This is a genomic window from Arthrobacter sp. UYCu712 (genome assembly GCF_040547005.1).
Classification (GTDB): Bacteria; Actinomycetota; Actinomycetes; order Actinomycetales; family Micrococcaceae; genus Arthrobacter.
In genome coordinates this window covers 1-22,685 of record NZ_JBEPOZ010000027.1, presented here as the reverse complement: position 1 = coordinate 22,685, position 22,685 = coordinate 1, and the positions used below count along the sequence as shown (strand labels likewise).

The window sequence follows — 22,685 nt, the reverse complement described above, 5'->3', positions numbered from 1 at the left end:
TGCGCTTTTGTGAAATCACGCACGGTGCACCGGACTGTTCCAGTGAGTGCCCTTATGATAATGCAAGGTCAGACCGTTTCCGGGCAGCAGAAAACCCGGAATCAATTCAAACTGATTCTGATGGCCGGCGTGTGCCCGGCAGCTCACTAAAAGTCGTAAGGGGGGTCCTGTGTCCGAAAAATTCCCGGGCCGTAAGTTATCGCTGGTTCGGCTGGGCGTGCTCACCGGCGTTGTGGTGGCCGCCGCCGTCGGCGGAATGGCCGCCTGGGGTAACTTCCAGGACGTTCGGGCCGCCGAGGCCATCCCGTCCATCTTCTCCGGCTACGTCGACGTCACGGCCACCCCGCGGTACGCCTTTGAGGCTCCTGTGTCCAAAGAGGCCCAGAACGTTGTGCTGTCCTTCATCGTGGCTGACGCCACGGACGGTTGTGCCCCCACCTGGGGCGGCGCGTATTCCCTTGACGGGGCCGGCTCGGACCTGGACCTGGACCGCCGCGTGGCAAGGCTCCAGCAGCTCGGCGGGGGAGTGTCTGTCTCCTTCGGCGGACTGATTAACAGCGAACTCGCCACCACCTGCACGGACGTGGGGCGGCTCAAGGCGGCCTACGGTGCCGTGATCGACCGCTATAACGTCAGCGCCATCGATCTGGACATTGAGGGCGCGGCGCTCAATGACACCGCTGCCCTGGACCGGCGTTCCGCCGCGATCGCGGCACTCCAGCAGGACCGCCGCGGCGACGGCAAGGAGCTGGGTGTCTGGCTGACCCTGCCGGCAGATCCGAACGGGATGACAGCGGCGGGCGCCGACGCGGTGCGCCGGATGATCTCTGCGGGCACCGACCTCGCCGGCGTGAACGTCATGACCATGGACTACGGCGGAAGCAAGGTGCCGGGGCGCTCGATGTACGAGAATGCCGTCTCGGCCGCGGAGGCCACGCACGGGCAGTTGACGGGCCTGTACAAGGCGGCCGGCACCGAGCTGGGCAGCGGGACTGTCTGGCGAAAGATCGGCCTGACCCCGATGATCGGCCAGAACGACGTCGCGGGCGAAATCTTCACTCTCCAGGATGCGCAGGAGCTCAGCGGCTACGCGAGTGCCAAGGGGATCGGACGCCTGTCCATGTGGTCCCTGAACCGGGACCGGACATGCAGCCCGAACTACCCTGACGTCAAGCAGGTATCGGACGGTTGCAGCGGCGTGGACCAGGGGTCGGAGAGCTTCGCGACCATCCTCGGCGCTGGCGTCAGCGGTCCAATCGCAGTACCGGCCGACGTCGTTCCGTCGACGACGGCGGCCCCCGCCGTCAGCGATGACCCGTCCACCAGCCCGTACCCCGTGTGGAATGAAACCGCCGCCTACACCACCGGCGAGCGGACTGTCTGGCACTCCAATGTCTACGAGGCCAAGTGGTGGACCCGGGCGGAAACGCCGGATGACCCGGTGCTGCAGGGTGCCGCCACCCCGTGGCGCATCATCGGCCCGGTACTGCCCGGTGACCGACCCACTCCGCAGCTGACGGCGCCCGCCGGCACAGCACCCGAATGGCAGCCGACCGCGGTCTACCGCAAGGGGGACCGTGTGCTGTTCGAGGCCCGCGTCTTCGAGGCGAAGTGGTGGACGCAGACGGACAGCCCCGAAGCTGCCTTGCAGGGCGCGCCGGAATCGCCATGGACCAAGCTGCCGGATGAGGAACTGCTGAAGATCATGGCAACCGCGACAGCAATTCCGACGCCGACGTCCAAGTAAGTAAGGCTCCGCGCAAACGGCGGCACCCACCCGGCGCCGCTCCCGTCAGGCCTGGTTGAAGCGGACCACGTTGCCGGAAGGGTCACGGAAGGCGCAGTCGCGCGGGCCCCAGGGCTGGACGATCGGTTCCTGGAGGACTTCGGCTCCGGCGGACCGGACGGCCTCGAACGTAGCGTCGAGATCGTCCGTGCGGAACACGATGTTGGGCAGGACGCCCTTCGTGAGCAACTGCTGGAGCGCGTCGCCGTCGTCGTGGGACCGGCCGGAATAGGGGACGGACAGCACGAGCTCCAGATCGGGTTGGGCCGCGCTGCCCAGGGTGACCCAGCGGTGCCCGTCCGAGCCGACGTCGTTGCGCACTTCCAGGCCGAGCACGTCACGGTAGAACGCGAGTGACTCGTCGAGGTCGGTGACGGTGATGTGTGAGTACTGAAGTGAGATGTTCATGTCTCACACGTTATGGCAGCGGTTGCGGGGATGCTTCTTCAATCCTGCTCGGCTTGCGCGCAGGGCGGGTGCGCTGCCGGGCAATGCACGATGGCATGGCATTCACCGCATGGTGCCCCAAGTCCCGGTACACGCTGGGTGTCGTGCCGACGATCTCGGTGAACCGGGAACTGAACGAGCCCAGCGATGTACATCCAACCTCCATGCAGGCGTCGGTCACGCTGGCTCCGGCCCGCAGCAGCGCCATGGCGCGTTCGATCCGCCGGGTCATGAGGTAGTTGTACGGCGTCTCGCCGTAGGCCGCCTTGAATTGGCGGGAGAAGTGCGCCGGGGACATGAACGCGCCGGCGGCCATGGTGGGCACATCGAGTGGCCGGGCGTAGTCGCGGTCGATCAGGTCCCGGGCCCGGCGCAGATGGGCCAGGTTGGCCAACTCCTGCGGTGTCATGCCGCCATTCTAGACCGGGCCGAGACCGCCTCGCCCTGGATCAGGGAGACCCTGTGGCCGGCTGGTGCGCATGCTGCTGGGCCAGCTGATGGAGGATGAACATTCCACCGTGGGCCGGTTGGTCCAGCCGCCCGGCGTCCGAGTCGATGTAGTCGTCGAGGACCGCGAGGATTTTCCCCTCGAGCTCCTCGATCTGTTCGGGCGAGAGGTGCAGGACGAATCTGGCGACGTTCGTGATGGAGCCAGGTCCGGCTTCCTCTAGTTCCGCTTGAAACGCACCGACGGGGGAGTTCCGTGTTTCCACGTCAGTATCGGCCAGCGGATTGTCCAACCACCAGGACATGTTCGTGGACCGGTAGGGCTTTTCGAGTGCTCCGCTTTCGCCGGTGCGGACATCGCCCTGGGCCAGGAATCCGGTGTTGACCAACTGGCGCACGTGGTACAGCGTGGTGCCGGGCTCCACCGCGAGCCTCACGGCGAGCTGCTTGTTGGTCATTTCCGACCCCGTGCACAGCCGCAGGATCCGCACGCGGAGGGGGTAGCCGTTCCCGCTGCACTCTGGCTCGGTGCGGCCGGCGCCCTGCTGCTCATCCCGGGCGCGTTCCGCATCGAACGCAGCACCCCGACCCGTATCCGCGAAGATATCGCCGAGGGCCTGTCGTTCCTCTGGGGAAACGGCGTGCTGCGAACACTCGGGATCATGGTGGGCCTGTCCAACTTTGCCTCCAACGCGACCTTCACGGTCCTTGTTCTCTACGCAGTCGGCCCGGATTCGGCGCTGGACCTGTCCGGACTTGGCTATTCGGTCCTTCTTGCCACCATCGCAGTGGGCAGCGTCATCGGATCCCTGCTGGCGCACCGGATCGAACGCACGCTCGGCAGGGCACGATCCTTTGCCCTGGCCATTCCGGCCACATCGTTGCTTATCTGGATCCCCGCGATCACCACCAGCCCGGTTGTCATCGGCGTCGTCTTCATCCTCGGAGGTGCCGCGATGGCTGTCTGGAACGTCATCTCCATCTCGCTGCGCCAGAGCATCACACCCGGCCGGTTGCTCGGGCGCGTCAACAGCGCATTCCGGCTCCTCGCGTGGGGCACGCTTCCGCTTGGTGCGGCCGCCGGCGGAATCATCGCCGACACACTCGGACTGCAGGCCGTCTTCATGATCATGGGCACGCTGACCCTCCTGCTGTTCGCGGGCCTCTTTGTCCTCACCGACAGGAACATCGACGCTTCCGAAAAACAGCAGTTGGACCCTCTGGCGTCCGAGCCAGCGCCGGCCCAGCAATAGCACCGACGACGGCGTCGGACACTTCTCGGCGACACGGCCGAAGCCAGTGGTAGGCGGCACAACCACCAATTTCAGGCACGACAACAGGATACATTGACGAACTTCGATATATCTGAGAAACTCTAAATATTGATGTTTATCGATATCCAAGGGCCCTTGGGGCCTTTTGAAAGGACAACTTCCGTGAACTTTATTCCACCCGAGGAATGGCTGAAGCTGCACCACCAAGAGCGTGAACATCTCGTCAGGCATCTTCGCGGCGACCGGGCCGCCACCTCCGGGGCAGGCCGGGACATCCGGGATGGCCTGAGGGTTCTCAGGACTTGGCGATTTCTAGCCCTCCGGAAATTCTGGCGCACCTCGTCACCAACCGAAAATCAGGCCTGCTGCTGACGCCCGCATGGGATTCGTCGCGGAAGATCGCCGGCCATCCCGAGCTGAAGGCCTTTGTTCAGATGATGCTGGACCGGTGGTGGAGTCCTGTACTGATCTGCCGGCAACTCCGAAAGCCGTCCTAGACGCAAAGATCTGCGCATCGTTCGCGAGACGATCTACCAGGGACTCTATTTTCAGGGCCGGGGCGGCCCCGAGAGCTTTTCAAATGCCTGCTCACCGGCCGGGACCGGCGCAAGCCCATCCGCGCCGTCGCCAGGAGGGCCTCCAGATTCGCTGGCGATGTCCTTATGATCGCTAACCGCCCAGAGGAAGCCAGCGACCGCTCCGTCCCCAACCACACCGTAAGGAAGGAGACTTGGTGCGCCACGAGGCGCTGTTTTACCGAGCGGAGGCGGAAGACCTTCGCCTTTGTGCTGTCGCAGTTGCATGAGGAAGGCTGGGGGCAGCCTGACCTGAGGAAACACCGGGAAGAGCGGTCGTCAGAGGGCACTCAGTGCATGACATTATTCGCAGGAATCCGCACGAAGTGTTCGAGGTCGTCTGCACGACTGTCTGCCGCAATAGGGAACTGAGCGGTGGACCAGTTCGTAGGTGGTCGCCTGGGCGCACAAACTTTGGCTTAGGTGCCGGCCAGTGGGCGATCGCGTAGTACCCGGGTACCGGTTGTACCTGCTGAAGCATGTCCCGTTGGCTGATGTTTGTGTAGGCGGAAATCCGTAGCGTGAAAGGGCAACGGAGGGCACAAAAGGTGATGGCCCCGCAATTCCAAGGAATCGAGACTTACTCATGGCTTCCCGCTCAAGACGCTTTGTCCACGCCGCTCTCGCGGTCGGATTGTCCCTCCTCACCGTGGCCGCGCTGGCTGTCGCCGGGGTTTCCGTGGCGGACGCAGAGAGCCACATCCGGCCGGCCGCGCAAGCGCTGAACGACCGGCCCGCTAATCGGCCCTCATCCTCCGGCGGAATAGTCGTGGCCGTTGTCCTGGGTTCGACCGGCACCGTGGGGAGTGACGTGCTGGCTCCCTACGAAGTGTTTGCCAGCTCCCCGGAATTTTCCGTCTACACAGTTGCGGCGCAGGCCGCCCCTGCCGCCGTTGACGGGGGTCCGGCGATAGTGCCCACGTATACGTTCGAGGACGTTCGATCGGGTGCGGCCCGGCAGCCGGACGTGGTCGTTGTCCCGGCCGTCGGCGCCCCGGAGGGCACGGAGGAAGCCCCAATGCGGGACTGGATCGTGGAACAATACCGTCGCGGCGCCCGGATCCTCGGCGTTTGCAACGGATCGAGCGTACTGGCCGGGACAGGCCTCCTCGACGGGCATAACGCGACAAGCCATTGGTCACGTCTTGGCGCCCTGAAGCAGAGCCATCCCGGGGTCCAATGGACGGGAGGTCTGCGATTCGTCCAGGACGGCATGATCACCACCACCGCCGGCGTCACGTCCGGCATCCTAGGCGCGTTAAAAGTCGTGGAAGACATGGCAGGCGCCGCCGAAGCCGAACGAGTGGGCCGGCTGATGAACTACCCGGGCTGGTCACCCGAGGCATCGACCCGGATACCCGTCCAGTCCTTTGCTTCCTCGGACATTCCTATCGGGCTCAACGCCCTTATCCCGTGGTTCCGGCCCGCGATCGCCGTCGGGCTCTTCAACGGAGTAGGAGAGACCGACGTCGCCAGCGCGTTCGAGGTCTACAACATGTCCTTCGCGGCACGGACGGTGGCGGTCGCCGCTACGGACACGGTCACCACCAAGCACGGGCTGGTTCTCCAGACCGTCCCCGGACGCCAGGCGCCTCCGGTGGACAGGGTCATCGCCCCGGGCGCGGCCGGGGTCCAGGACATTGATCCGCAATTGAGGGACTGGGCAGCGTCCCGCAACGTGCGACTCGATGCCTTCGCCGGCACAGATGGGGTGCTCGGATTCGACGGTGCCATCGAATATCTGGCGCGGCATACCGACCGTGCCACCGCTCTATCGGCAGCCAAGATGATCGACTATCCCACCGCTCATCTGAACCTTCCGGCTGGGGAGACCTCCGTCCGGATTCCTGTCCTGCTAGTGCTCGGCGTGCTCCTGGCCACTCTCGCCGGTTTTCTTCCCGCGATCATGCGAACTGCAATCCGGCGACGGGCACAGGGGCAGATGACATGACGCCGCACATGCCAGATTTCCCCTTCCGCTCCGTTGATTCCTTGAGAGGGGCCGAGCATGCGGGCCCGAAGGGTCCGTCGGGATATGTCCACGTTGCCAAGCATTTCGCCGTGATGGTCGTGTTGATGTACGCGGGAATGATCGTGCTGGACCCGCTGTACGACCTTACGGCGGAAGTTGCCGGAGTCAGCGACCCGTCGGGCCGGCTGCCCGTGCTTACAAATGTCAGCATGGCACTCAATATGACCGTACCGATGGTCCTGTACATGCGCCATCAGCGTCACACCTGGCGGGCCATCGGAGAAATGTCGGCAGCGATGCTTCTTCCTGCAGCCCTGACCATGGGTCCCTACTTTCTGGGGATCCTGACAGCCGCGACGATGATGACTCTCAGCCATGCAACAATGATCCCGCTGATGATGGTTGCCATGATTCTCCGGTTTCGCGAATATGCCCACCCCAGCCAAGCCCAGAACGCACTAAGAAATCGCTTGGCACTGGACAAGAGGAGCTTTTTGTAATGCCGCTAGATCAGCTTTCCGCACTTTTGGCCTGTGCACTTCTGGCCGCCCTGACCATCTTCCAGAGCGCGCTCATCGCCGGAGCGCCCCTCGGGAAGATGGCGTGGGGCGGACAACACCGCGTCATCCCTGCCAAACTGAGAATCGGGAGCGCTCTGTCCATAGCCGTGTATGCCCTCTTCGCCTATGCAGCACTTGCCAAGGCGGGCATTGTCCCGCCGTTGCTCAGCGAATCCTTTACTGCAATCACGGCGTGGGTGATGACGGCATACTTCGTGCTCGGCGTCGTCATGAACGGAATCTCCCGCAGCAAGCCCGAACGCCTCATCATGACCCCCACCACGCTGGCCCTCGCCGCCCTCTACCTAGTCCTTGCGCTCCAATGATCTCCAGCGGGGGTTGCAGGACCGGCAGCTTGAGCTTCAGTCCCGGGGGCACCCGTCCACAAGGCCGCCACTTCCAAACAGACGACCCAAGGGACCCTTATGCACTCCCCGACGGGTAGAGTCCGGAACATGACCGGGACGGGGGACACTGAGCGCCGGCCGGCGTTGTCGGAAACGGCCATGACGGCGCCGGTTTCGTCGGGCGAACCGCTGCGGCCAGGCGGACAGCGCTATCGTCCGCGCAGTACAGACCTCCTGGTCAGCGCCGCATACACAGTGCCGGCCATGACGGCAGCCGTCATCGCTAACGAGACCGCAGTGGGATTGGTTCTTCCATTGCTCGCCGTGGTGGTTTCCGGCACTGCATTGTTGTTCCGCCGTCGAGCTCCGATATTCTCCTTGGCTGCCACGGCCGGCATTATGCTCCTCACGTTCTCGGCTCCGGCCAGCTTCGCAGCGGTGGCGACAGCCATGGCACTGTACGCCGTCGCCGTCTACAGCTCAGCGCGGCGCACGGTCCTTGGCCTGCTGGGGACCGGCGGAATCCTCCTTCTCGCCGCGATCCTCCTACCAGGGTCGATGGTCGACCTTGGCCAAGCTGGCCAGGCGATTGTCGTACTAGTGATTGCGGCGCTGATCGGACTAAACGTACGCTTGCACCGCGCCTTTGTGGCCGCCCTCGTGGACCGTGCGGACACGCTGTTGCGTGAACGGGAACACCTGTCCCGCATTGCAGCTGCCGCTGAGCGCAACGCGATCGCCCGGGAGATGCACGACATTGTCTCGCACGGATTGGCAGTGATGATCTCTCTGGCCCATGGCTCGTCGGAGATCGCCTCGACTGACCCTGCCCGCGCTGTGGACGCCATGCGCCAGGTCGCCGAGACCGGCCGCGTTGCGGTGGCGGATATGCGCCGGATGCTCGGAATTCTGAACGAAGGCAACTGCGGAGGGTTGGCCGGCGCGGTAGCACCTGCGCCCGGAGTGGGGGACGTCCCAGCGCTGGTGGAGCTCTTTCGTTCCACGGGCCTTCCGGTGGTCCTGCGATCGGCCGGTGTTCCTCCGGCCGACCCCGGGATCCAGCTCGCTATCTACCGGGTCATCCAGGAAGGGCTCACCAATGCGCTTAAGCACGCGAGAGCAGCGACAGCGGTTACGGTCCATGTTCAGTTCAGCGCGGAGGAGATCATGGTCTCGGTGACCGACGACGGGCAGCCAGAGACCGTCCCCGCCGACCATGCAGGGCGTGGCGTCGCAGGAATGCGTGAACGCCTCGCACTGTATGGCGGCACGCTGCACGCAGGCCCTCTCACCAGCAGCGGATGGTCCGTGACCGCCCGGTTCCCGCCGCAAAGAGGAGCCCCATGGCAACGTTAGCTCCCCCGACCACGCTCCCGGTCCGGGTGCTGCTCGTTGATGACCAGACCCTTGTCCGGACGGGATTCCGGATGGTGCTGGATGCCCAGGACGGCGTCGAAGTCGTTGGCGAAGCCGCTGATGGCAGGACTGGAATCGACATGTGCCGTACTTTGGCACCGGACGTGGTGCTGATGGATGTGCGCATGCCTGGCATGGACGGCATCGCCGCCACCGCGCTGATCGCTGAGGAGTGCCCGGAGTCACGCGTCATTGTCCTCACGACCTTCGATCTCGACGAGTATGCCTTCGCAGCGCTCCGGGCCGGTGCCAGTGGCTTTCTGCTCAAGGACGTCAAACCAGCTGAGCTGCTCGCATCCATCAGGGCCGTCGCCGGAGGAGACGCCGCCATTTCCTCCAGAGTCAGCCGCCGGATGCTGGATCTCTTCAGCCAAAGGCTTCCCGCCGGCCACCCCGACGCCGGCCACGACGCCGTCGCGGCCCTGACGCCCAGAGAATCGGAAGTTCTCTCGGCAATCGCCGAAGGACTGACAAACACAGAGATCGCCCAACGGATGTTCGTGGCCGAATCAACGGTTAAAACCCACGTGGGCCGCATCCTGATGAAGCTTGGGCTGCGGGACCGCGTGCACGCCGTCATCTTCGCCTACGAACATGGCCTGACCAGCCACCGCCGGCGGGGCTGACTGTCGAATGATAGGGCGAAGAATCACTCTCTGTGCAGTGTTGCCCGGTAGCCTGGGGACATGATTCGCCGGGGGCCGCGCTGCGAGGAAAGGGCGGAATGGGGTGTCTGGACGGGCCAGGCCTGTGGGGCGGGATGTTGCGCTGTTTGTTGTCGTCCGGGGCTGAGAAAAGCCGGGCATTCCCATGGCCGGCGACGGTGTCCTGACAAGCTTGCGTTACATCGACCGCCCGGTGATGCTCGGGAGTTTGTGGTGGAACTGATCTCGCGCTGTCGTCCGGTCCCGAGCGTCCAGATTACGGTTTGGCCGTAGACGCAGCGTCGAGGAGAGAGGACAAGGGCTACCTGCGGTTCGCTTTGTCCTTGCTGGATGCCACTCTGGCGTCCACTACAGATGGAATTCTCGTTGTCGGCGCTGGCGGGAGGTCTGCCGGCTCAAACCGGGTGCGGTCCGGGCGCTGGACGGCCTATGGCAACTCCCGCTCGCCCACATCGGAGTCCTTGAGGCGCCGGAACTAGGACGCGCCAGCGCCATCCGCGTGACCACGTTACAAGCGCCTGTAGCTGGTGGGGGTGGCCGAAAACTCCCGCATGAAATGCAACCGCATATTGGTTGGAGTTCCAAGGCCGCCACGCTTGGCAATAGCTTCCACCGTTAGGTCAGTAACTTCCAGGAGCCTTCGTGGCTCCGCCATTCGCTGCGCCGTCAACCACCGCAGCGGTGTGACACCCGCTTCCGTCAAAATCGGCGGGCAGTTCGTCGAAGGTTTCATGGGTAATCTTTGGTGCGACCGCGAGGTTGCGGAAGAACGCGGTGAGGTTCTTTTGGCGGATGCAGGTCAGGCCGCTGTTGGCCCGTTTCATCGACTTCAGCGCTGCCGCCAGCGAGATTAGATCGTTGGCGATGGCTCACGTGGCCGGGTCGGTTAGCAGGTCATCCACGGCAGTGCCGAGGACGCAGGTCCAGCAGCGTCCGCCGCTGTGCAGTTCGTCCTCGGGTCCGCAGGTTCGGCAGTCGACGTTGAGTCGGATGCCTGAGCATCGACGGCACGCGGGTTGGCTATTGATGCGGACGGGGCAGGACGCCTTCGTGTCCGCAGGCGCAGGTGCCACGGGTGCGTTTGGCTTGCTGGTAGCAGTAGCCGCAGACTCCGCCGTCGGGCCACCGTGCGACGGTTTGATGGTGCTGGCCGCAGCGGTTGCAGGGGACCGGCCAGCGGATGGTGACCTCTGCTTTGGGCCTATTCACCGTCCTCGGGTGTGACGAGGCGGAAGCGCTTGGCGATCGGGTTACGCGGTTGGAGCTCAGAAAAACCGAACGCCAGGCCTGGTACCAGGTGCCTCACCACCAACCAGCCGGGTTAGAACGGCTAGTCCGCGCCTTCCTCATTCAGACGGACCAGCAGCAGGGCCTCGGCGACGATCGCGTTCCGGAAATCGCCCAGGTGCAGCGATTCGTTGGCGCTGTGGGCGCGGGAATCGGGGTCCTCGACGCCGGTGACCAGGATCTGCGCGTCCGGGTAGACCTCGGTCAGGTCCGCGATGAACGGTATGGACCCGCCGATCCCCATTTCAACCGCGGGTACGCCCCAAGCCTCGCCCAAGGCCCACATGGCCACGGACGCGGCCTTCGAACTGGTGTCCGTCAGGAAGGAGTTGCCGCTCCCCCCCGGGGTGAACACGACCTGCGCGCCGAACGGCGCGTTGTCCTCGACGTGCTTGCGGACGGCCTCCATGGCTGCCGCCGGATCCTGTCCAGGGGCCAAGCGGAGGCTGAACTTGGCCCGTGCGCGCGGCAGCAGGGTGTTGAAGGCGACGTCGACGGCCGGGGCGTCAAAGCCGATGATGGACAGTGCCGGTTTGGTCCACATGCGTGAGGCAATGCTCCCGGTTCCGGCGAGCTTCACGCCATCGAGCACGGAGGCATCGGCGCGGTACTCCTCCTCAGTGAGGTCCACGGTGACGTCGTCCCTGCTCACAAGGCCCTCGATCGCGACGCTGCCGTCGTTGTCGTGGAGGGTCGCGATCAGGCGGGCCAGCAGGGTCGGGGCGTCGAGTACCGGGCCGCCGAACATGCCCGAATGCACCGCGTGGTCCAGGACCTTGACCTCGATGGTGCCGTCCACCATGCCGCGCAGGCTGGTGGTCAGGGCCGGAATGCCCACCCTCCAGTTACTGGAGTCGGCCACGACGATCACGTCCGCGCGGAGCAGCTCGCGGTGCGTCTCGAGGAACGACCGGAACGTTGGCGAGCCGGCCTCCTCTTCGCCCTCGAAGAAGAATGTCACGCCTAAGCCCAGTTCGTCCCCGAGCAAGCGTGTCACGGCCGAGTAGGCGGCGATGTGGGCGAGGATACCGGCTTTGTCGTCCGCGGCACCGCGGCCGAAGAGCCGCCCGTCCCGTTCGACGGCGGTGAAGGGGTCGGTTTCCCACAGTGCGAGGTCGCCCGTGGGTTGGACGTCGTGGTGGGCGTACAGCAGCATGGTCGGCTTGCCCTCGGCGGCCGGGCAGCGGGCCACGACGGCAGGCCCGCCTGGCGTCCCGTCCTCCTTGTCGCAGCGGAGGATCCGGACGTCCTCGAATCCGCTGGCCCGCACGAGGCTCGCGACGGCATCGGCGCTGCGGTTCAGCGGGGCCGGGTCGAAGCTTGGCCAGGCGATGCCCGGGATGGCAACAAGGCCCTTTAGCTGACTGATCGTTTGATCGAACGATTCGGCGACGGTCTGGCGGACGGCGACGGCATCGATGGCGGTGCCGGCGGAGGGGCCTGCTTCGAAGATCAGGGGTTCGAGTCCGCGTTCGATCAGGTGGGCCGCGGCGGCCAGGCCCGCGGGGCCGGCGCCGATCACGGCAACGGGAAGGCTCTTCGTTGAATCCATGGTTTCCTCTGTTTTATCCGTAAGGGCTGCTGCTAACGCCCTCCGTCCCGCCTGCCGGGGGAGGGGGCAGGCGGGAGGGTGTTAGCAGCAGTCCTGCATGTCATCCGGGCAGTCGTCGCAGCAGCCCGAGTCACTGCAGCAACCGGTCGTGCTCGGTACGGGTTACTTGGCATCGGGGCGTGAGGGCCGTGATCAGCGTCTCGATGCGGGTTATTAGCGCTTCGCGGTTCGGGCGGGCGGATTTCACGTCCTGCCCTGCAGGATCCTCCAGACGCAGTTCTCGAGGCGCTTGCCTGAGAGGTAAGGGCATTCCTTCCCGTTTTCCGTGGTGGTCACGAGGTTGGACTCCTTTGCGCCCCTGGTGGTTAGAGCTCAAGGACCCGTGGCACCCCCGGGGTGAGCCATTCCAGGCGGTCGGTCAGACCGGCTCCGGCAAATGAAGCCGCGATCTCGTCTTCCGTTTCTGTGAAGTGTTCCCACGAGGAGAAATGGATCGGCACCACCGTGTGGGCGCCGAGGGAGGCAGTGAACTTCGCTGCGTTCGCGCTGTCCATGCTGATCATCTGGTCCCCGAGTATGGCGAACTTTGCCGCGCCGAGATGCAGCACTGCTACTCCGATCGAGAATTCTTCCCCGATTTGGTCAAGGTCACTTTCATAGGTCGTGTCACCGGAGATGTAGAGGGCCTTCTCTTCCCCGGGGACGCGGAGGATGAATCCAACCACGTCACCGGCGGGACCATGATGGGCAGGCGTCGCTGTGATGGTCACGGATTTCTCTCCCACAGTGAGCGTGTGACTGCTCCAAGGGGCCACGCCAACTGCTTGGCCGCCCAGTCGTCCCGCACCGCTTTCGGTGGTCATCACAGCCTTCCCTACCAACAACCTCCTGCCGGCCTCATCGAGATTGTCCGGGTGCTCGTCGTGACTGAGCAGCACGGCGTCAAATGGCGGAAGGTCGCTTGCGGGCATGGCTGGCTCCGTGGTGCTCCGCAGGACCACCGGCCCAGACACGTACTCCGTGGGGGCGGGGTCGAACACCGGATCGGTGAGGAACGTGAGGCCGCCAAATTCAACGAGCATCGTTGCGGTGCCGATATGCGTCAGGGTTGTCTGCATGGGTCTTCCTTAGATTCTTGAAATTCAACGTGCGGCCTTTTTGCCGCCACGGACCGGTCCGCCGATGGACGAGCCGGGAGAAGCGATGAGGCGAGTTCTTAACTATACGGACGATCGTACAGTATGATTATTACTAGATGCACGAGGAGAGATCAATATGGATGCCAGAACGCCCAGAGGCCTGAAATCGGGAACAATCGAACCGCTCGGAACGGCACCCGCCTGAACGGGCGCGACACCCCGGAGCACGAGGACCTCCAGCAGCTTCTGGGCGAACACCTCGCTGACATGTACGCAACCTCCCGCCGGAAGGCGTCCCTGCCCTTGATCCCGCCGCGTTGGCCGGACTCGGGATCAGTTTCTGGACCGCCCGGGAGGACTCACGGCTGTTGGGCTGCGCGGCGCTCAAGCACCTGGCGCCCGGCGACGCTGAGAGCGAGTCGATGCGCACCGCGAATGAAGCTCGCGGGCGCGGCGTTGCCTCGGCGCTGCTCCTCCACGTTCTGGCGGAGGCCCGGCGCGGACGCCCGGTGCAGGAGGCGCGCGCCGGTCGGGGCACTCCTGCGGCGGAGATCTGCGGCGCTCGACTCCAGTTGCCCGGCCCGGTGCCGAATCCCGGTGAGCATTCCTGCGAGCCGCGCCGCTGAGACCCTCCTGAGGTGGACCCCGGTGAGCGGGACAAATCGTTGCGGGAGGACTGCCCGCGCCTGGAGAAAGTGGGGTGAGACCAGCGAGAGGCGCGTGACGGCGTCGGAATGCTCCGCCGCGTATTCCAGCGCCAGCGCGGCACCAACGGAGTGGCCAACGAGGTGTATCCCCTTTCGGCCACCGATCACGGCGTCGAGCCAGCGGTGCCAATCATCCGGCGTTCCTGAACTGGCGCCCAGTCCCGGCAAGTCGGCTGCCCGGCCGTCGACCAGGGCGTCGGTGTCGGACCATGTCCGGGCAAGATGATGGTGCGGGCGCCGGAATCCCCGATGGACAGTGTCCGGATGCCGGACTCGCGCGTGAATCCTCTCACCGGTCCCGAGCCGGGGATCTCGCCAAAGCGGTGGGCCACGAGGTAGTCGGCTCATCGGGAGGGAGGCGGTGATATCCGGGTGGTGCAGTCCGTGGCGTTCCGCGAGCTGGTCGGCCGAGGAGGTTGGGTACCGCTCCGTCGACAGGAAACTCAGCGTTTCGGGGTGGGCCCGGGTGATCCATGGGGGAAGCGCGCGCAGGAATCGGTGGGGATGCGCAGTTGTGGTGCCCGGACTCCCAGATGCTCAGCGAGCATCGACAGCATGACCGGCAGGGCCGGTGTTGAATCGTCAAGTGGCCAATAGGAGCGCCCCAGTGTGTCGGCTGCGGTCGGGATCAACGCCATGAATGCGGCGAGATAGTCCACGGTCACGATGGGCCCCGGTGCTCCTGTTCAGTGGTGGCCGCGAGCGTGGTCCAGGTGGTCTGTGGGTGCTTGTTTTGGACGAAGGCAGCATCACTCGAGCCCCCGCAAATTGATCACGCCAAAGGCTCGGGTCCCGGCGTTCAGGTCGGCGGCCAACGCTACGTCGACCGGCCTCGGAAGGGCTGAGGACATGGACCATCGGAAGGAGTGTGGATGACCATGTGTCCGAAAACTGTGCAGTTCTCCATTGATCCGCCGGGCTCCGTTGTTCCGGCGGGGATGACCCGCGGCCGTCGCGTACCCGACCAGGTATCAAGGGCGTGTCGGCGTGGCTGTATCCGCCAGGATGGCCGCAGAGGTTGGTTCCACGCCGTGCAGTAATCTCGTTCAGGCTGGATGTCCTCGAGCCGTTGCACCTGGCTTCATTATGGGTCGCGGACGGGACGAGCCGGAGTGTTTGTCAGCTAGGGGGAAGTCAGTATTCGCCGGTCATTTGAGGTGCGGCCCGGACACGCCGATGTTCAAATGTTGGAGGAGCGGCGCTCAATCAGTATGGTGTCGCGCCACTGTCCGGTGAGCGGCCCGTGGCTCATCCTGGCGATACGCTGCCTGCGCCCGACGACGACATAGCCGTTTGCGAGGTGGAGTCTGAGGCTGGCTTCGTTTTCGGGGAAGACGCTGGCCTGCATGGTCCAAACCAGGTCCCCTTCTGTGGAGTCTGCCAGCGCCCTTAGCAGCATTGCGCCCAGCCCGCGTCCGCGCGCAACGGCTGCGATGTAGACGGAGTGTTCGACCACGCCCGAGTATGCGGGGCGGGTCGAGACGGGGGAGGCGGCGGCCCGGCCAAGGATCCTGCCGTCCGCGGTTTCGGCGACGAGCCGGGGGCGGGGCAGCCGCGAGTTGTTGAACCTTTCCCAGTCGGGCGCCTCTGATTCGAAGGTGGCGTGGCCGGTGGCGATGCCTTCACGGTAGATCCGTTGAACGGCCGGCCAGTCGCCATCGCGCATGGGACGGATCGTGGCCGCGGGCTGTTCCAGCGGGGTCACGATCTGCTCGATCAGAAGCACGCGGACGTCCTCCGTGGCCGGGCCATCAACGGTGGCATGAATCAGCGGGTCTGAAAATCCTTCTGTTTCGTTGCCCATGGAGATGGACTCACTTTCGTCGAAGGCGGATCGTGATTGAAACGCGTCGTCGGATTTAGCCGGCTCCGAAATAGCCGCCCAAGTTGTAGATCAATACCGATAGGGAAACGTTGACGGATAGTCCCGTCCGCTCCGGCTACGGGGCGGTGGCTGCGAGTTGCGGTACCTGTTCGAGCAGGCCGGCGGTGGTCACTACCGTGGCGAACTCCCCGTGCAGATTCACCCCGGTTATCCGGGATAGGGCAGCTGCGGCGACGTTCTCACCGTCCGGAGCGGTGCGGTCGAAGGTGTGGGTGGCATCCAGGGGGAAGAACACCCGGTAGCCGAGGTTGCCCCCGACTCGGGCGGTGGTCTCGCAACAGTGGTTGGTGGTGATTCCGCAGACGACCAGTTCCTCGATGCCGTTTTCCTGCAGCCAGGCGTGTAAATCGGGAGTGCCGTGGAAGCTGGAGTTGACGCTCTTGCGCACCAAGAGATCCGGGGTGCCGGTCATGATGTCCTTGAATGCGTTGCCTGGGTTGTCCGGGTGCAGGGGGGAGGACGGGGTGGTGGAGTCGTGGCGTACGAAAACGATGGGGCGGCTGGTGTCTCGCCACCGCGTCAGCAGGGCGGCGATGTTTGCCTCGCATGAAGGGTTGTCGCGCGGACCCCAGTATGCTGCGTCATCGAAGCCCTGCTGGGCGTCGACGATCACGAGTGCGGCGCGGGGATCAAGGGAGAGGGGCGAGGACGAAGTATTCACATTTGCGATCGTACTATACGATCGGCCGTATAGTTATCGAGTCGGCTTGGTGCCCTCCCGGATTGGGTGGAGCTGTGCGTTGCGGCGATTCAGGCTCGGGAACCCGTGCTCCTCACCACGGATGACTGGCCTGCCAAAAAAGCCAGGACATCGAACTTGAAGTTTCTAAGGACGAGACTTGGTTCATTCAATTTTGCTGATCTGTGGGAGTGTCAGGGTCGGTTCCGTCAACGCAGCGGTCATCGCGACCGTTGCCGATCTGGTGAGGACCCCTTTCGTCACCGCTACTTACGATGGAATCGATGGCCTTCCGCATTTCAACCCGGACCTGGATCACGACGCCCCTCCGTTGAAGGTCAAAGAACTGCGGGCGGCAATTCGAGATGCGTCCGCGCCGCTGATCAGCACGCCCGAATATGCTGGGGCGATGCCTGGTGCCCTCAAGAATCTGCTGGAGTGGACGATTGGCGGGGTCGAGATTGCAGATAAACCAACAGGGTGGATCAATCCATCGACAAACCCACTCAGGGCAGAAAAGACATATGCTTCGCTGGCGACCGTTCTGGGGTAGGTGCATCATGGTCCGGTCGGGTTCGACCTCGCCCTTGAGGGGCCGGCGTCATACCGGGACCGGCGCGAGCTCCTCTACGGCCGCCGGGCCGAACGGCCGAACCAGACGTGGAAGGCGGACCACGCCGCACTCGAGATCCCCATCATCGGCGCTGATGAGAGACCCGACCGAGCGCCCTGGCTGACCCCCGTGATAGACGACAATTCCCGCGAAATCTGCGGCTACACAGTTTTCACCGGTGCGCCATCCGCCTCAACACCGTACTTGCGCTGCGACAGGCGATCCGGCGCAAGCCGGATCCGTCTGGGCGATGTGTGGCATTCCCGATATTCTGCACGTCGATCGTGGCTCCTTCTTCATCAGCCATTACAAGGACCGCACCGCCGTCGAGCTTCCACAAGCGTCGGCTCGCTAGGTCAAGGAGTCAACAAACCGGGGGCAGTCTCCATTGAGGAGCTAGCTGACTTTCCATCCAAGTCACTAACCTGTCCGGCCCGGTTACGGATGGTGAGTGGAAGGGAAGACGGGCCGACTGATATCCATGGAGACAGTATCCGCTGCGGGCCAGCGAATCGACACACCGCCGGTAAGTCAGGAACCTCAGATTCTGTTCCAGCAGCGGCGAACTTCGCGGCGGTGCCGATCAGGTGCAATGGGCACTTCCTCCGGACTCCGAGCACGGTTGGTCCGTCCGGTCACCTTTGTCCGGCTTTGGAGGCCTCTGGAGAGGCGTGTGGCGGCGATGAGTGCGGCGGTCCCGGTGACGGACGCCATGGCGTAGGCCAATGAGGTGTAGCTCCCGAACCAGGTTGCGATTGCGGTGCCGGCTGCCGGGGCAAGGGCTGCGGAGCTCGTGATGGGTGCGGCGAAGCTTCCTTGCAGGGTGCCGAGGCTGGCTGGGCCCCACCGGTCGGCCACGACGGTGGCCTGCAGCAATGTGTGGCAGCCGCGGACGGCACCGGCCAGCATGCCGGCGGCGATCAGCATGGGTGCCGGTCCTGGCAGGAGAGCCAGCACGAGGATGGCACCCGTGGCGGTTCCGGTGATGACAGATATACGTGCAGTGGCCGGGATGGCGGCGAAGAGCAGGCCGCCGCCGACCTCTCCTGCTCCGACAAGTCCGAAGCCGAGCGCGGCCGTGGTGTAGTCGGCGCCCTTTTCCATAAGCATAGGAATGATATTCAGCGTCACGGCGTAGAGCCCGAAGCAGAGCAGGACCATCAGGGCCTGCAGACCGATGAATGCAGGGCTACGGCGGACGGCTCTGAGCACTGTCCTGTCGGTGGGGATAAGGTCCCGGTGCGGAGCCGGGATCCATGACCGGTTGAGGTAGCGGGGCGTGCAGGGGAATCGTGATGACACCGAGCAGGCCGGCGAGGACCAGGAAAGCGGCCCGCCAGCCAATGCTGTTGCTGAGGGCGGCGACGAGCGGAGCGAAGATGGTGGAGGCGAATCCCGCGATGAGCGTCAGGATGGTCAGGGGACGGACCCGGGCGGGTCCGTACCAGCGGCTGATCACGGTAAACGCCGGCTGGTACAGCACCGCGGCCTGCGCGGTGCCGGCAATCAGCCAGGCCGCATAGAACAGTGGCAGGTTCGGTGCCAGCCCGACCAGGATCAGGGCGAGCACGCCGGTGAGGGAGCCTGCGACAATGAGGTTGCGCGGCCCGGCCCGGTCCAGGACACGGCCAACGAAAATCCCGGCGGCGGCGGAGACGAACAGCGCGGCCGAGAAGGCCCCGGTGACGAGGGCGGGGTCCCAGCCCGTGTCCATGCTGATCGGGTGAACCGCTGCGGGCAGGGCGTAGTAGAGGATGCCCCCTCCGGTGGTCTGGGTGATACACAGCGCGGCGAGGCCGCCGCGCGGTGCGCCCTCCGCGACCAGTGTCCGGGATATAGCCGGGGCAGTCATTTCCTAGTTCCCCGTCAGTTCTGCTTGCAACTTCTGGGCCCGGTCCTCGACGTCGTCCCGGAGGCGCATGCGTTCCATGCCTTCGATGCCGCGTTCGGAGGGCTCGTCTGTATCTGCGGAGTAGACGGTGACGGCCTCATCGGCGAGCAGGCCCATGAGGGCTGAGCTGATGCGGCGAAGCAGTTCGGTGTGCTCCTGCAGCCCCCGGCTGGGTTCATACCGTTTTTCGTGGGGTTTCCGTCATGTCAGCTCTCCAGTGTTTTCAGTGGTCGCAAGCAGGGGAAGGTGGTCAGTTGTCGCCGGAGCGGCCGTGGGAGAGTCCGGTGGGGAACCCGACGAGCACGGGCTCGGGAGCGGCGCAGCACGAGGACTCGGATGCGACGGCGTGGGCTGCCGGGACGTCGCAGCTGGTGCCGGCGTCGGAGGAACAGACGCCGGTTTCGGGGAGTTCGAGCTGGACGGTGTCCGCGGCCTCGCGGTCACCGGCCAGGGCGGCGGCGACGGAGCGGACTTGTTCGTAGCCGGTCGCGAGCAGGAAGGTCGGCGCCCGGCCGTAGGACTTCATGCCGACGATGTAGAAGTCCTGGTCCGGGTGGGCCAGCAGGGCCGCGCCGTGCGGGGGGACGGTGCCGCAGGAGTGGAATTCCGGATCGATGAGCGGGCCGAGCTCGGTAGGTGCTTCGACGGCCGGGTCCAGATCCAATCGGAGTTCACGCAGGATGTCCAGGTCCGGGCGGAAGCCGGTGCAGGGAACGACGACGTCGGCCTCGAGGGTCCGGCCGTCAACGGATCCGACGGTGACGTGCGAGGCGAGGGATTTCAGCGAGCTGATGCCGAAGCCGGTGTGCAGTTCGATGGTTCCTGCCTCGACGAGGCGGCGCAGGCGGGCGCCGAGCTGGCCGCGGGCGGGCAGCCCGTCGGCGTTGCCGCCGCCGTAGACTTTCTCGGCGGACGCGCCGCGGACGGCCCAGAGGATCCGGGTGTCGGGTTCGTCCGTGGCCAGGTCCGCGAGGTTGATCAGGGTGTTGGCGGCGGAGTGCCCGGCGCCGACGACCAGGACACGGCGTCCACCGAACGAGGCACGGTCACGGCCGGTGACGTCCGGGAGCGGGGAGGAGATCCGGCCCGCGGCGGACTCTTCGCCGATCGCTGGAAGTCCCGAGGTTCCCAGCGGGTTGCGGATGGACCAGGTGCCGGAGGCGTCAATGACCCCGGCCACGGTGTGGTCGCGGGTTTCGCCGTCCTCATGCTCGACCCGGACGAGAAACGGGGTCCTCTCGCGGTGGCGGGTGTGGGTCTTGTCCATCCCGGCGCGGGTCACGGCGATGACCCTGGAGCCGGTCTGCAGCTTTGAGCTGATGGCCGGGAGGGCGGCCAGTGGGGTGAGGTAGTTGTCGATCAGTTCCCCGCCGTAGGGCAGGGCGGTGGGGCGGGGTAATTCCCAGCCGGAGGCTTCGAGCAGGCGGACGGCTGCGGCATCGATGTTGTACTGCCAGGGGGAGAACAGCCGGATGTGGCGCCACTGCTCGATGGCGGCGCCCGCGGCGGGGCCCGCTTCGAAGATCAGCGGTTCGAGGCCGCGTTCGAGCAGGCGGGCCGCGGCGGCCAGGCCCACGGGGCCGGCACCGATCACGGCAACGGGAAGGGTCTTCGCTGAATCCATGGTTTCCTCTGTTTCATCCGTAGGTGTGGCGGTTCTGGCCGGGGTGCCTGCCGGTCCCGGGGGGCGGCAGGCGGGAGGAGTCAGCAGCAGTCCAGATCGTCGCTGCAGCAACCCGGGTCACTGCAGCAGTCGGTATCCATTCAGCTCACCCCTGTCCGTGGTCGATGTCAGGCAGGTCTCCGGGGGCTCGGTAGGGTTACTTGGCGACCGGCGTGAGGGATGCGATCAGGGGGCGAGGCCGGACGGGCGATAAGGCGAGCTCGTAACTATACGGACGATCGTACAGTATAATCACTGTCAAGTGCACGAAGAGAGGTCAACATGGATGGCAGAACGGCCAGAGGCCTGAAATCGAGAAAAACTGTCCTGGAGCAAGCGGTGAACATGGCCTCAATCGAGGGGCTCGAGGGTCTGTCGATCGGGGGCCTGGCCGCCCGTGCAGCGCTAAGTAAGAGCGGGGTAGCTGTGCTGTTCGGTTCGAAAGAGCAGCTACAACTCGCGACGGTCGAGGCGGCGCGGGAAGTTTTCATGGCCGCGGTGGTGGCGCCTGCCCTTAAAACCGCACCCGGTCTGGCAAGACTTCGGGTCCTTCTGGACGACTGGCTTGCCTACAGCCGCGACCGGGTCTTTAGCGGCGGATGTTTCTTCACGGCCGCCAGCACGGAGTTGGATTCCAAATCCGGCCCGGTTAGGGAAGCTGTTGCGAAGGCGGTTCTGGAATGGCATTCCCTGCTGGCCTCGGAAATCCAGACCGCGGCCGACGCCGGAGAACTATCTGGCGCCGACGTGAACCAACTGGTGTTCGAGACGACGGCATTCCTGGAGGCGGCCAATGCGCATTCGCTCCTCACCGGCTCGGCTGAGCCCTACACCGCGGCCAAACGCGCGCTGGCCCGGATCTACGGGCAATGGTAGTCAACACCTCCAGCCTGGCTTCCGCCTCGGTGCCCAAGCTTGAGCACGTCACTCTCGGTCCCGAGTCCGGTCTGTTAGAAGCACAGCTCCCATGACTCCACACAGCACCCTCGTCATCGTTGCCCACCCCGATCTTGAAAACTCGCGGATCACCGCCCAGCTTTCCGCCGCCGTCAAGGACTTGGAACACGTAACGGTCCATGAACTGTCCGTTGCCTACCCCGACCGGCGTGTCGACGCAATCCGGGAGCAAGAGCTCTTGCGCCATCATGACACCAACGTGTCGCGGTTCCCCTGGAACTGGTACTCCGTCCCCGGCGTGCTGAGGGAATGGATGGACCAGGTCCTCACGTATGGTTTCGCTTACGGTGCCGGCGGCGATGCTTTGCAGGGCTAGCGGCTGCAGCTGGTCATCTCTACCGGCGCACCCGAGTCGTCGTACACGCCCTCGGGGCACAACCGCTTCACCATGGCCGAGCTGCTTCGCCCGTTGGAAGTCACCGCACACCTCTGCGGCCTCGACCTGGCGGAGCCTCTGGTCCTGAACGCGGCGCCCCGGGTAGCGCCCGAGGGACTAGCGGCCCACGCAGCGCGCTACCGCGAACTGCTCGCCGACGTGCCCGCCTTGGCCGGACACTGAACTGCCCGTAGATCAGACGAAAATGCCACCCAGGACTAGTGGAATGATGTGAGAACCCACGCCTGACCGCCTCGTCGTTCCTGCGCCTGGAAAAGGCAGACCGGCCGGTTGCCGGGGGGAGTATTGGGTGCGGCTCGAAGCGCCGCTTCTCCGGGCGGATCTTAGTACAGGAGATCCTTCTGGTCAAAGAACTTTCTGCGGTATTCAGTGGGTGTGATGCCGATCGTCCGCATGAAGTGATGCCGTAGCAGCGGAGCTGCGCCG

At 64.9% G+C, this 22,685-nt stretch carries 23 protein-coding genes and 2 pseudogenes; 11 read left to right on the top strand and 14 right to left on the bottom strand.

The window, feature by feature from the left end:
• Nucleotides 1-169 precede the first annotated feature (169 nt).
• A complete protein-coding gene (locus ABIB51_RS19750) occupies nucleotides 170-1,747 on the top strand; it encodes a chitinase (RefSeq protein WP_354191052.1) in 1,578 nt (525 codons plus the stop codon).
• 45 nt (nucleotides 1,748-1,792) lie between these two features.
• Here ABIB51_RS19750 and ABIB51_RS19745 read toward each other — a convergent pair whose 3' ends face one another.
• From ABIB51_RS19745 to ABIB51_RS19735, 3 genes are read right to left on the bottom strand one after another with little or no spacing between them, the layout of a single operon-like run.
• Complete coding sequence (locus ABIB51_RS19745; RefSeq protein ID WP_354191051.1) at nucleotides 1,793-2,194, bottom strand: VOC family protein; 402 nt, start codon at nucleotides 2,192-2,194, stop codon at nucleotides 1,793-1,795.
• 10 nt (nucleotides 2,195-2,204) lie between these two features.
• Nucleotides 2,205-2,642 carry a helix-turn-helix transcriptional regulator gene (locus ABIB51_RS19740; protein WP_354191050.1) on the bottom strand — a complete coding sequence of 146 codons (438 nt, stop codon included), beginning with the start codon at nucleotides 2,640-2,642 and terminating at the stop codon, nucleotides 2,205-2,207.
• A 40-nt stretch (nucleotides 2,643-2,682) separates the two neighbouring features.
• Nucleotides 2,683-3,138: a winged helix-turn-helix domain-containing protein gene (locus ABIB51_RS19735; protein WP_354191049.1), complete on the bottom strand. Its 456-nt coding sequence runs from the start codon at nucleotides 3,136-3,138 to the stop codon at nucleotides 2,683-2,685.
• Here ABIB51_RS19735 and ABIB51_RS19730 point away from each other — a divergent pair.
• The 6 genes from ABIB51_RS19730 to ABIB51_RS19705 all read left to right on the top strand — a co-directional run bounded on the left by ABIB51_RS19730 (nucleotide 3,079) and on the right by ABIB51_RS19705 (nucleotide 9,450).
• On the top strand, nucleotides 3,079-3,933 hold the full coding sequence (locus tag ABIB51_RS19730; RefSeq protein ID WP_354191048.1) for an MFS transporter: 855 nt from the start codon (nucleotides 3,079-3,081) through the stop codon (nucleotides 3,931-3,933). The two genes, ABIB51_RS19735 and ABIB51_RS19730, sit on opposite strands and share 60 nt — an antisense overlap.
• A gap of 1,182 nt (nucleotides 3,934-5,115) precedes the next feature.
• Nucleotides 5,116-6,480, top strand: a complete 1,365-nt coding sequence (locus ABIB51_RS19725; protein WP_354191047.1) for a DJ-1/PfpI family protein — start codon at nucleotides 5,116-5,118, stop codon at nucleotides 6,478-6,480.
• Nucleotides 6,477-7,001: a hypothetical protein gene (locus tag ABIB51_RS19720; protein WP_354191046.1), complete on the top strand. Its 525-nt coding sequence runs from the start codon at nucleotides 6,477-6,479 to the stop codon at nucleotides 6,999-7,001. Before ABIB51_RS19725 ends, ABIB51_RS19720 begins: the two co-directional genes overlap by 4 nt.
• Entirely contained in the window at nucleotides 7,001-7,387 is a 387-nt protein-coding gene (locus tag ABIB51_RS19715; RefSeq protein ID WP_354191045.1) for a hypothetical protein, read from the top strand. Before ABIB51_RS19720 ends, ABIB51_RS19715 begins: the two co-directional genes overlap by 1 nt.
• Nucleotides 7,388-7,516: 129 nt before the next feature.
• Complete coding sequence (locus ABIB51_RS19710) at nucleotides 7,517-8,764, top strand: sensor histidine kinase (protein WP_354191044.1); 1,248 nt, start codon at nucleotides 7,517-7,519, stop codon at nucleotides 8,762-8,764.
• Nucleotides 8,752-9,450: a response regulator gene (locus tag ABIB51_RS19705; RefSeq protein ID WP_354191043.1), complete on the top strand. Its 699-nt coding sequence runs from the start codon at nucleotides 8,752-8,754 to the stop codon at nucleotides 9,448-9,450. The genes ABIB51_RS19710 and ABIB51_RS19705 overlap by 13 nt, the downstream gene beginning before the upstream one ends.
• Before the next feature lie 547 nt (nucleotides 9,451-9,997).
• Here ABIB51_RS19705 and ABIB51_RS19700 read toward each other — a convergent pair.
• The 4 genes from ABIB51_RS19700 to ABIB51_RS19685 form a co-directional block, all read right to left on the bottom strand.
• Nucleotides 9,998-10,144: a hypothetical protein gene (locus tag ABIB51_RS19700; protein WP_354191088.1), complete on the bottom strand. Its 147-nt coding sequence runs from the start codon at nucleotides 10,142-10,144 to the stop codon at nucleotides 9,998-10,000.
• Nucleotides 10,110-10,313 (bottom strand): hypothetical protein, encoded by a 204-nt coding sequence (locus tag ABIB51_RS19695; RefSeq protein ID WP_354191092.1) that lies wholly within the window; start codon nucleotides 10,311-10,313, stop codon nucleotides 10,110-10,112. Before ABIB51_RS19695 ends, ABIB51_RS19700 begins: the two co-directional genes overlap by 35 nt.
• Before the next feature lie 506 nt (nucleotides 10,314-10,819).
• Nucleotides 10,820-12,328 (bottom strand): dipeptidase, encoded by a 1,509-nt coding sequence (locus tag ABIB51_RS19690; protein ID WP_354191042.1) that lies wholly within the window; start codon nucleotides 12,326-12,328, stop codon nucleotides 10,820-10,822.
• A gap of 365 nt (nucleotides 12,329-12,693) precedes the next feature.
• Nucleotides 12,694-13,446: an MBL fold metallo-hydrolase gene (locus ABIB51_RS19685; protein ID WP_354191041.1), complete on the bottom strand. Its 753-nt coding sequence runs from the start codon at nucleotides 13,444-13,446 to the stop codon at nucleotides 12,694-12,696.
• Nucleotides 13,447-13,784: 338 nt separating this feature from the next.
• Here ABIB51_RS19685 and ABIB51_RS19680 point away from each other — a divergent pair, with 338 nt between their 5' ends.
• Complete coding sequence (locus tag ABIB51_RS19680) at nucleotides 13,785-14,093, top strand: GNAT family N-acetyltransferase (protein ID WP_354191087.1); 309 nt, start codon at nucleotides 13,785-13,787, stop codon at nucleotides 14,091-14,093.
• Here ABIB51_RS19680 and ABIB51_RS19675 read toward each other — a convergent pair.
• The 3 genes and pseudogenes from ABIB51_RS19675 to ABIB51_RS19665 form a co-directional block, all read right to left on the bottom strand.
• Nucleotides 14,058-14,522, bottom strand: a pseudogene (locus tag ABIB51_RS19675) (alpha/beta fold hydrolase); the annotation flags it as partial. The gene ABIB51_RS19680 and the pseudogene ABIB51_RS19675 overlap by 36 nt on opposite strands.
• Nucleotides 14,523-15,354: 832 nt before the next feature.
• The gene (locus ABIB51_RS19670) at nucleotides 15,355-15,840 is read right to left on the bottom strand and encodes a GNAT family N-acetyltransferase (protein ID WP_354191086.1); all 486 of its coding nucleotides are present in this window, start codon (nucleotides 15,838-15,840) and stop codon (nucleotides 15,355-15,357) included.
• A gap of 274 nt (nucleotides 15,841-16,114) precedes the next feature.
• Nucleotides 16,115-16,720 carry a cysteine hydrolase family protein gene (locus tag ABIB51_RS19665; RefSeq protein ID WP_354191040.1) on the bottom strand — a complete coding sequence of 202 codons (606 nt, stop codon included), beginning with the start codon at nucleotides 16,718-16,720 and terminating at the stop codon, nucleotides 16,115-16,117.
• Between the two features lie 178 nt (nucleotides 16,721-16,898).
• On the opposite strand from ABIB51_RS19665, the gene ABIB51_RS19660 reads away from it, so the two are divergent.
• Nucleotides 16,899-17,291 (top strand): NADPH-dependent FMN reductase, encoded by a 393-nt coding sequence (locus ABIB51_RS19660; RefSeq protein ID WP_354191039.1) that lies wholly within the window; start codon nucleotides 16,899-16,901, stop codon nucleotides 17,289-17,291.
• A 600-nt stretch (nucleotides 17,292-17,891) separates the two neighbouring features.
• Here the strand turns inward: ABIB51_RS19660 and ABIB51_RS19655 are convergent.
• The 4 genes from ABIB51_RS19655 to ABIB51_RS19640 all read right to left on the bottom strand — a co-directional run bounded on the left by ABIB51_RS19655 (nucleotide 17,892) and on the right by ABIB51_RS19640 (nucleotide 20,866).
• Nucleotides 17,892-18,563, bottom strand: coding sequence for an MFS transporter (locus tag ABIB51_RS19655; RefSeq protein ID WP_354191038.1), 672 nt, complete (start codon nucleotides 18,561-18,563; stop codon nucleotides 17,892-17,894).
• Nucleotides 18,541-19,203 carry an MFS transporter gene (locus ABIB51_RS19650; RefSeq protein ID WP_354191037.1) on the bottom strand — a complete coding sequence of 221 codons (663 nt, stop codon included), beginning with the start codon at nucleotides 19,201-19,203 and terminating at the stop codon, nucleotides 18,541-18,543. Before ABIB51_RS19650 ends, ABIB51_RS19655 begins: the two co-directional genes overlap by 23 nt.
• 3 nt (nucleotides 19,204-19,206) lie before the next feature.
• Complete coding sequence (locus tag ABIB51_RS19645; RefSeq protein ID WP_502916179.1) at nucleotides 19,207-19,359, bottom strand: hypothetical protein; 153 nt, start codon at nucleotides 19,357-19,359, stop codon at nucleotides 19,207-19,209.
• Between the two features lie 133 nt (nucleotides 19,360-19,492).
• On the bottom strand, nucleotides 19,493-20,866 hold the full coding sequence (locus ABIB51_RS19640; RefSeq protein ID WP_354191036.1) for an FAD-dependent oxidoreductase: 1,374 nt from the start codon (nucleotides 20,864-20,866) through the stop codon (nucleotides 19,493-19,495).
• Nucleotides 20,867-21,187: 321 nt separating this feature from the next.
• Here ABIB51_RS19640 and ABIB51_RS19635 point away from each other — a divergent pair, with 321 nt between their 5' ends.
• Nucleotides 21,188-21,781 (top strand): TetR/AcrR family transcriptional regulator, encoded by a 594-nt coding sequence (locus tag ABIB51_RS19635; RefSeq protein ID WP_354191035.1) that lies wholly within the window; start codon nucleotides 21,188-21,190, stop codon nucleotides 21,779-21,781.
• Nucleotides 21,782-21,872: 91 nt separating this feature from the next.
• Nucleotides 21,873-22,421: pseudogene (locus ABIB51_RS19630) on the top strand (NAD(P)H-dependent oxidoreductase).
• Nucleotides 22,422-22,685 lie beyond the last annotated feature (264 nt).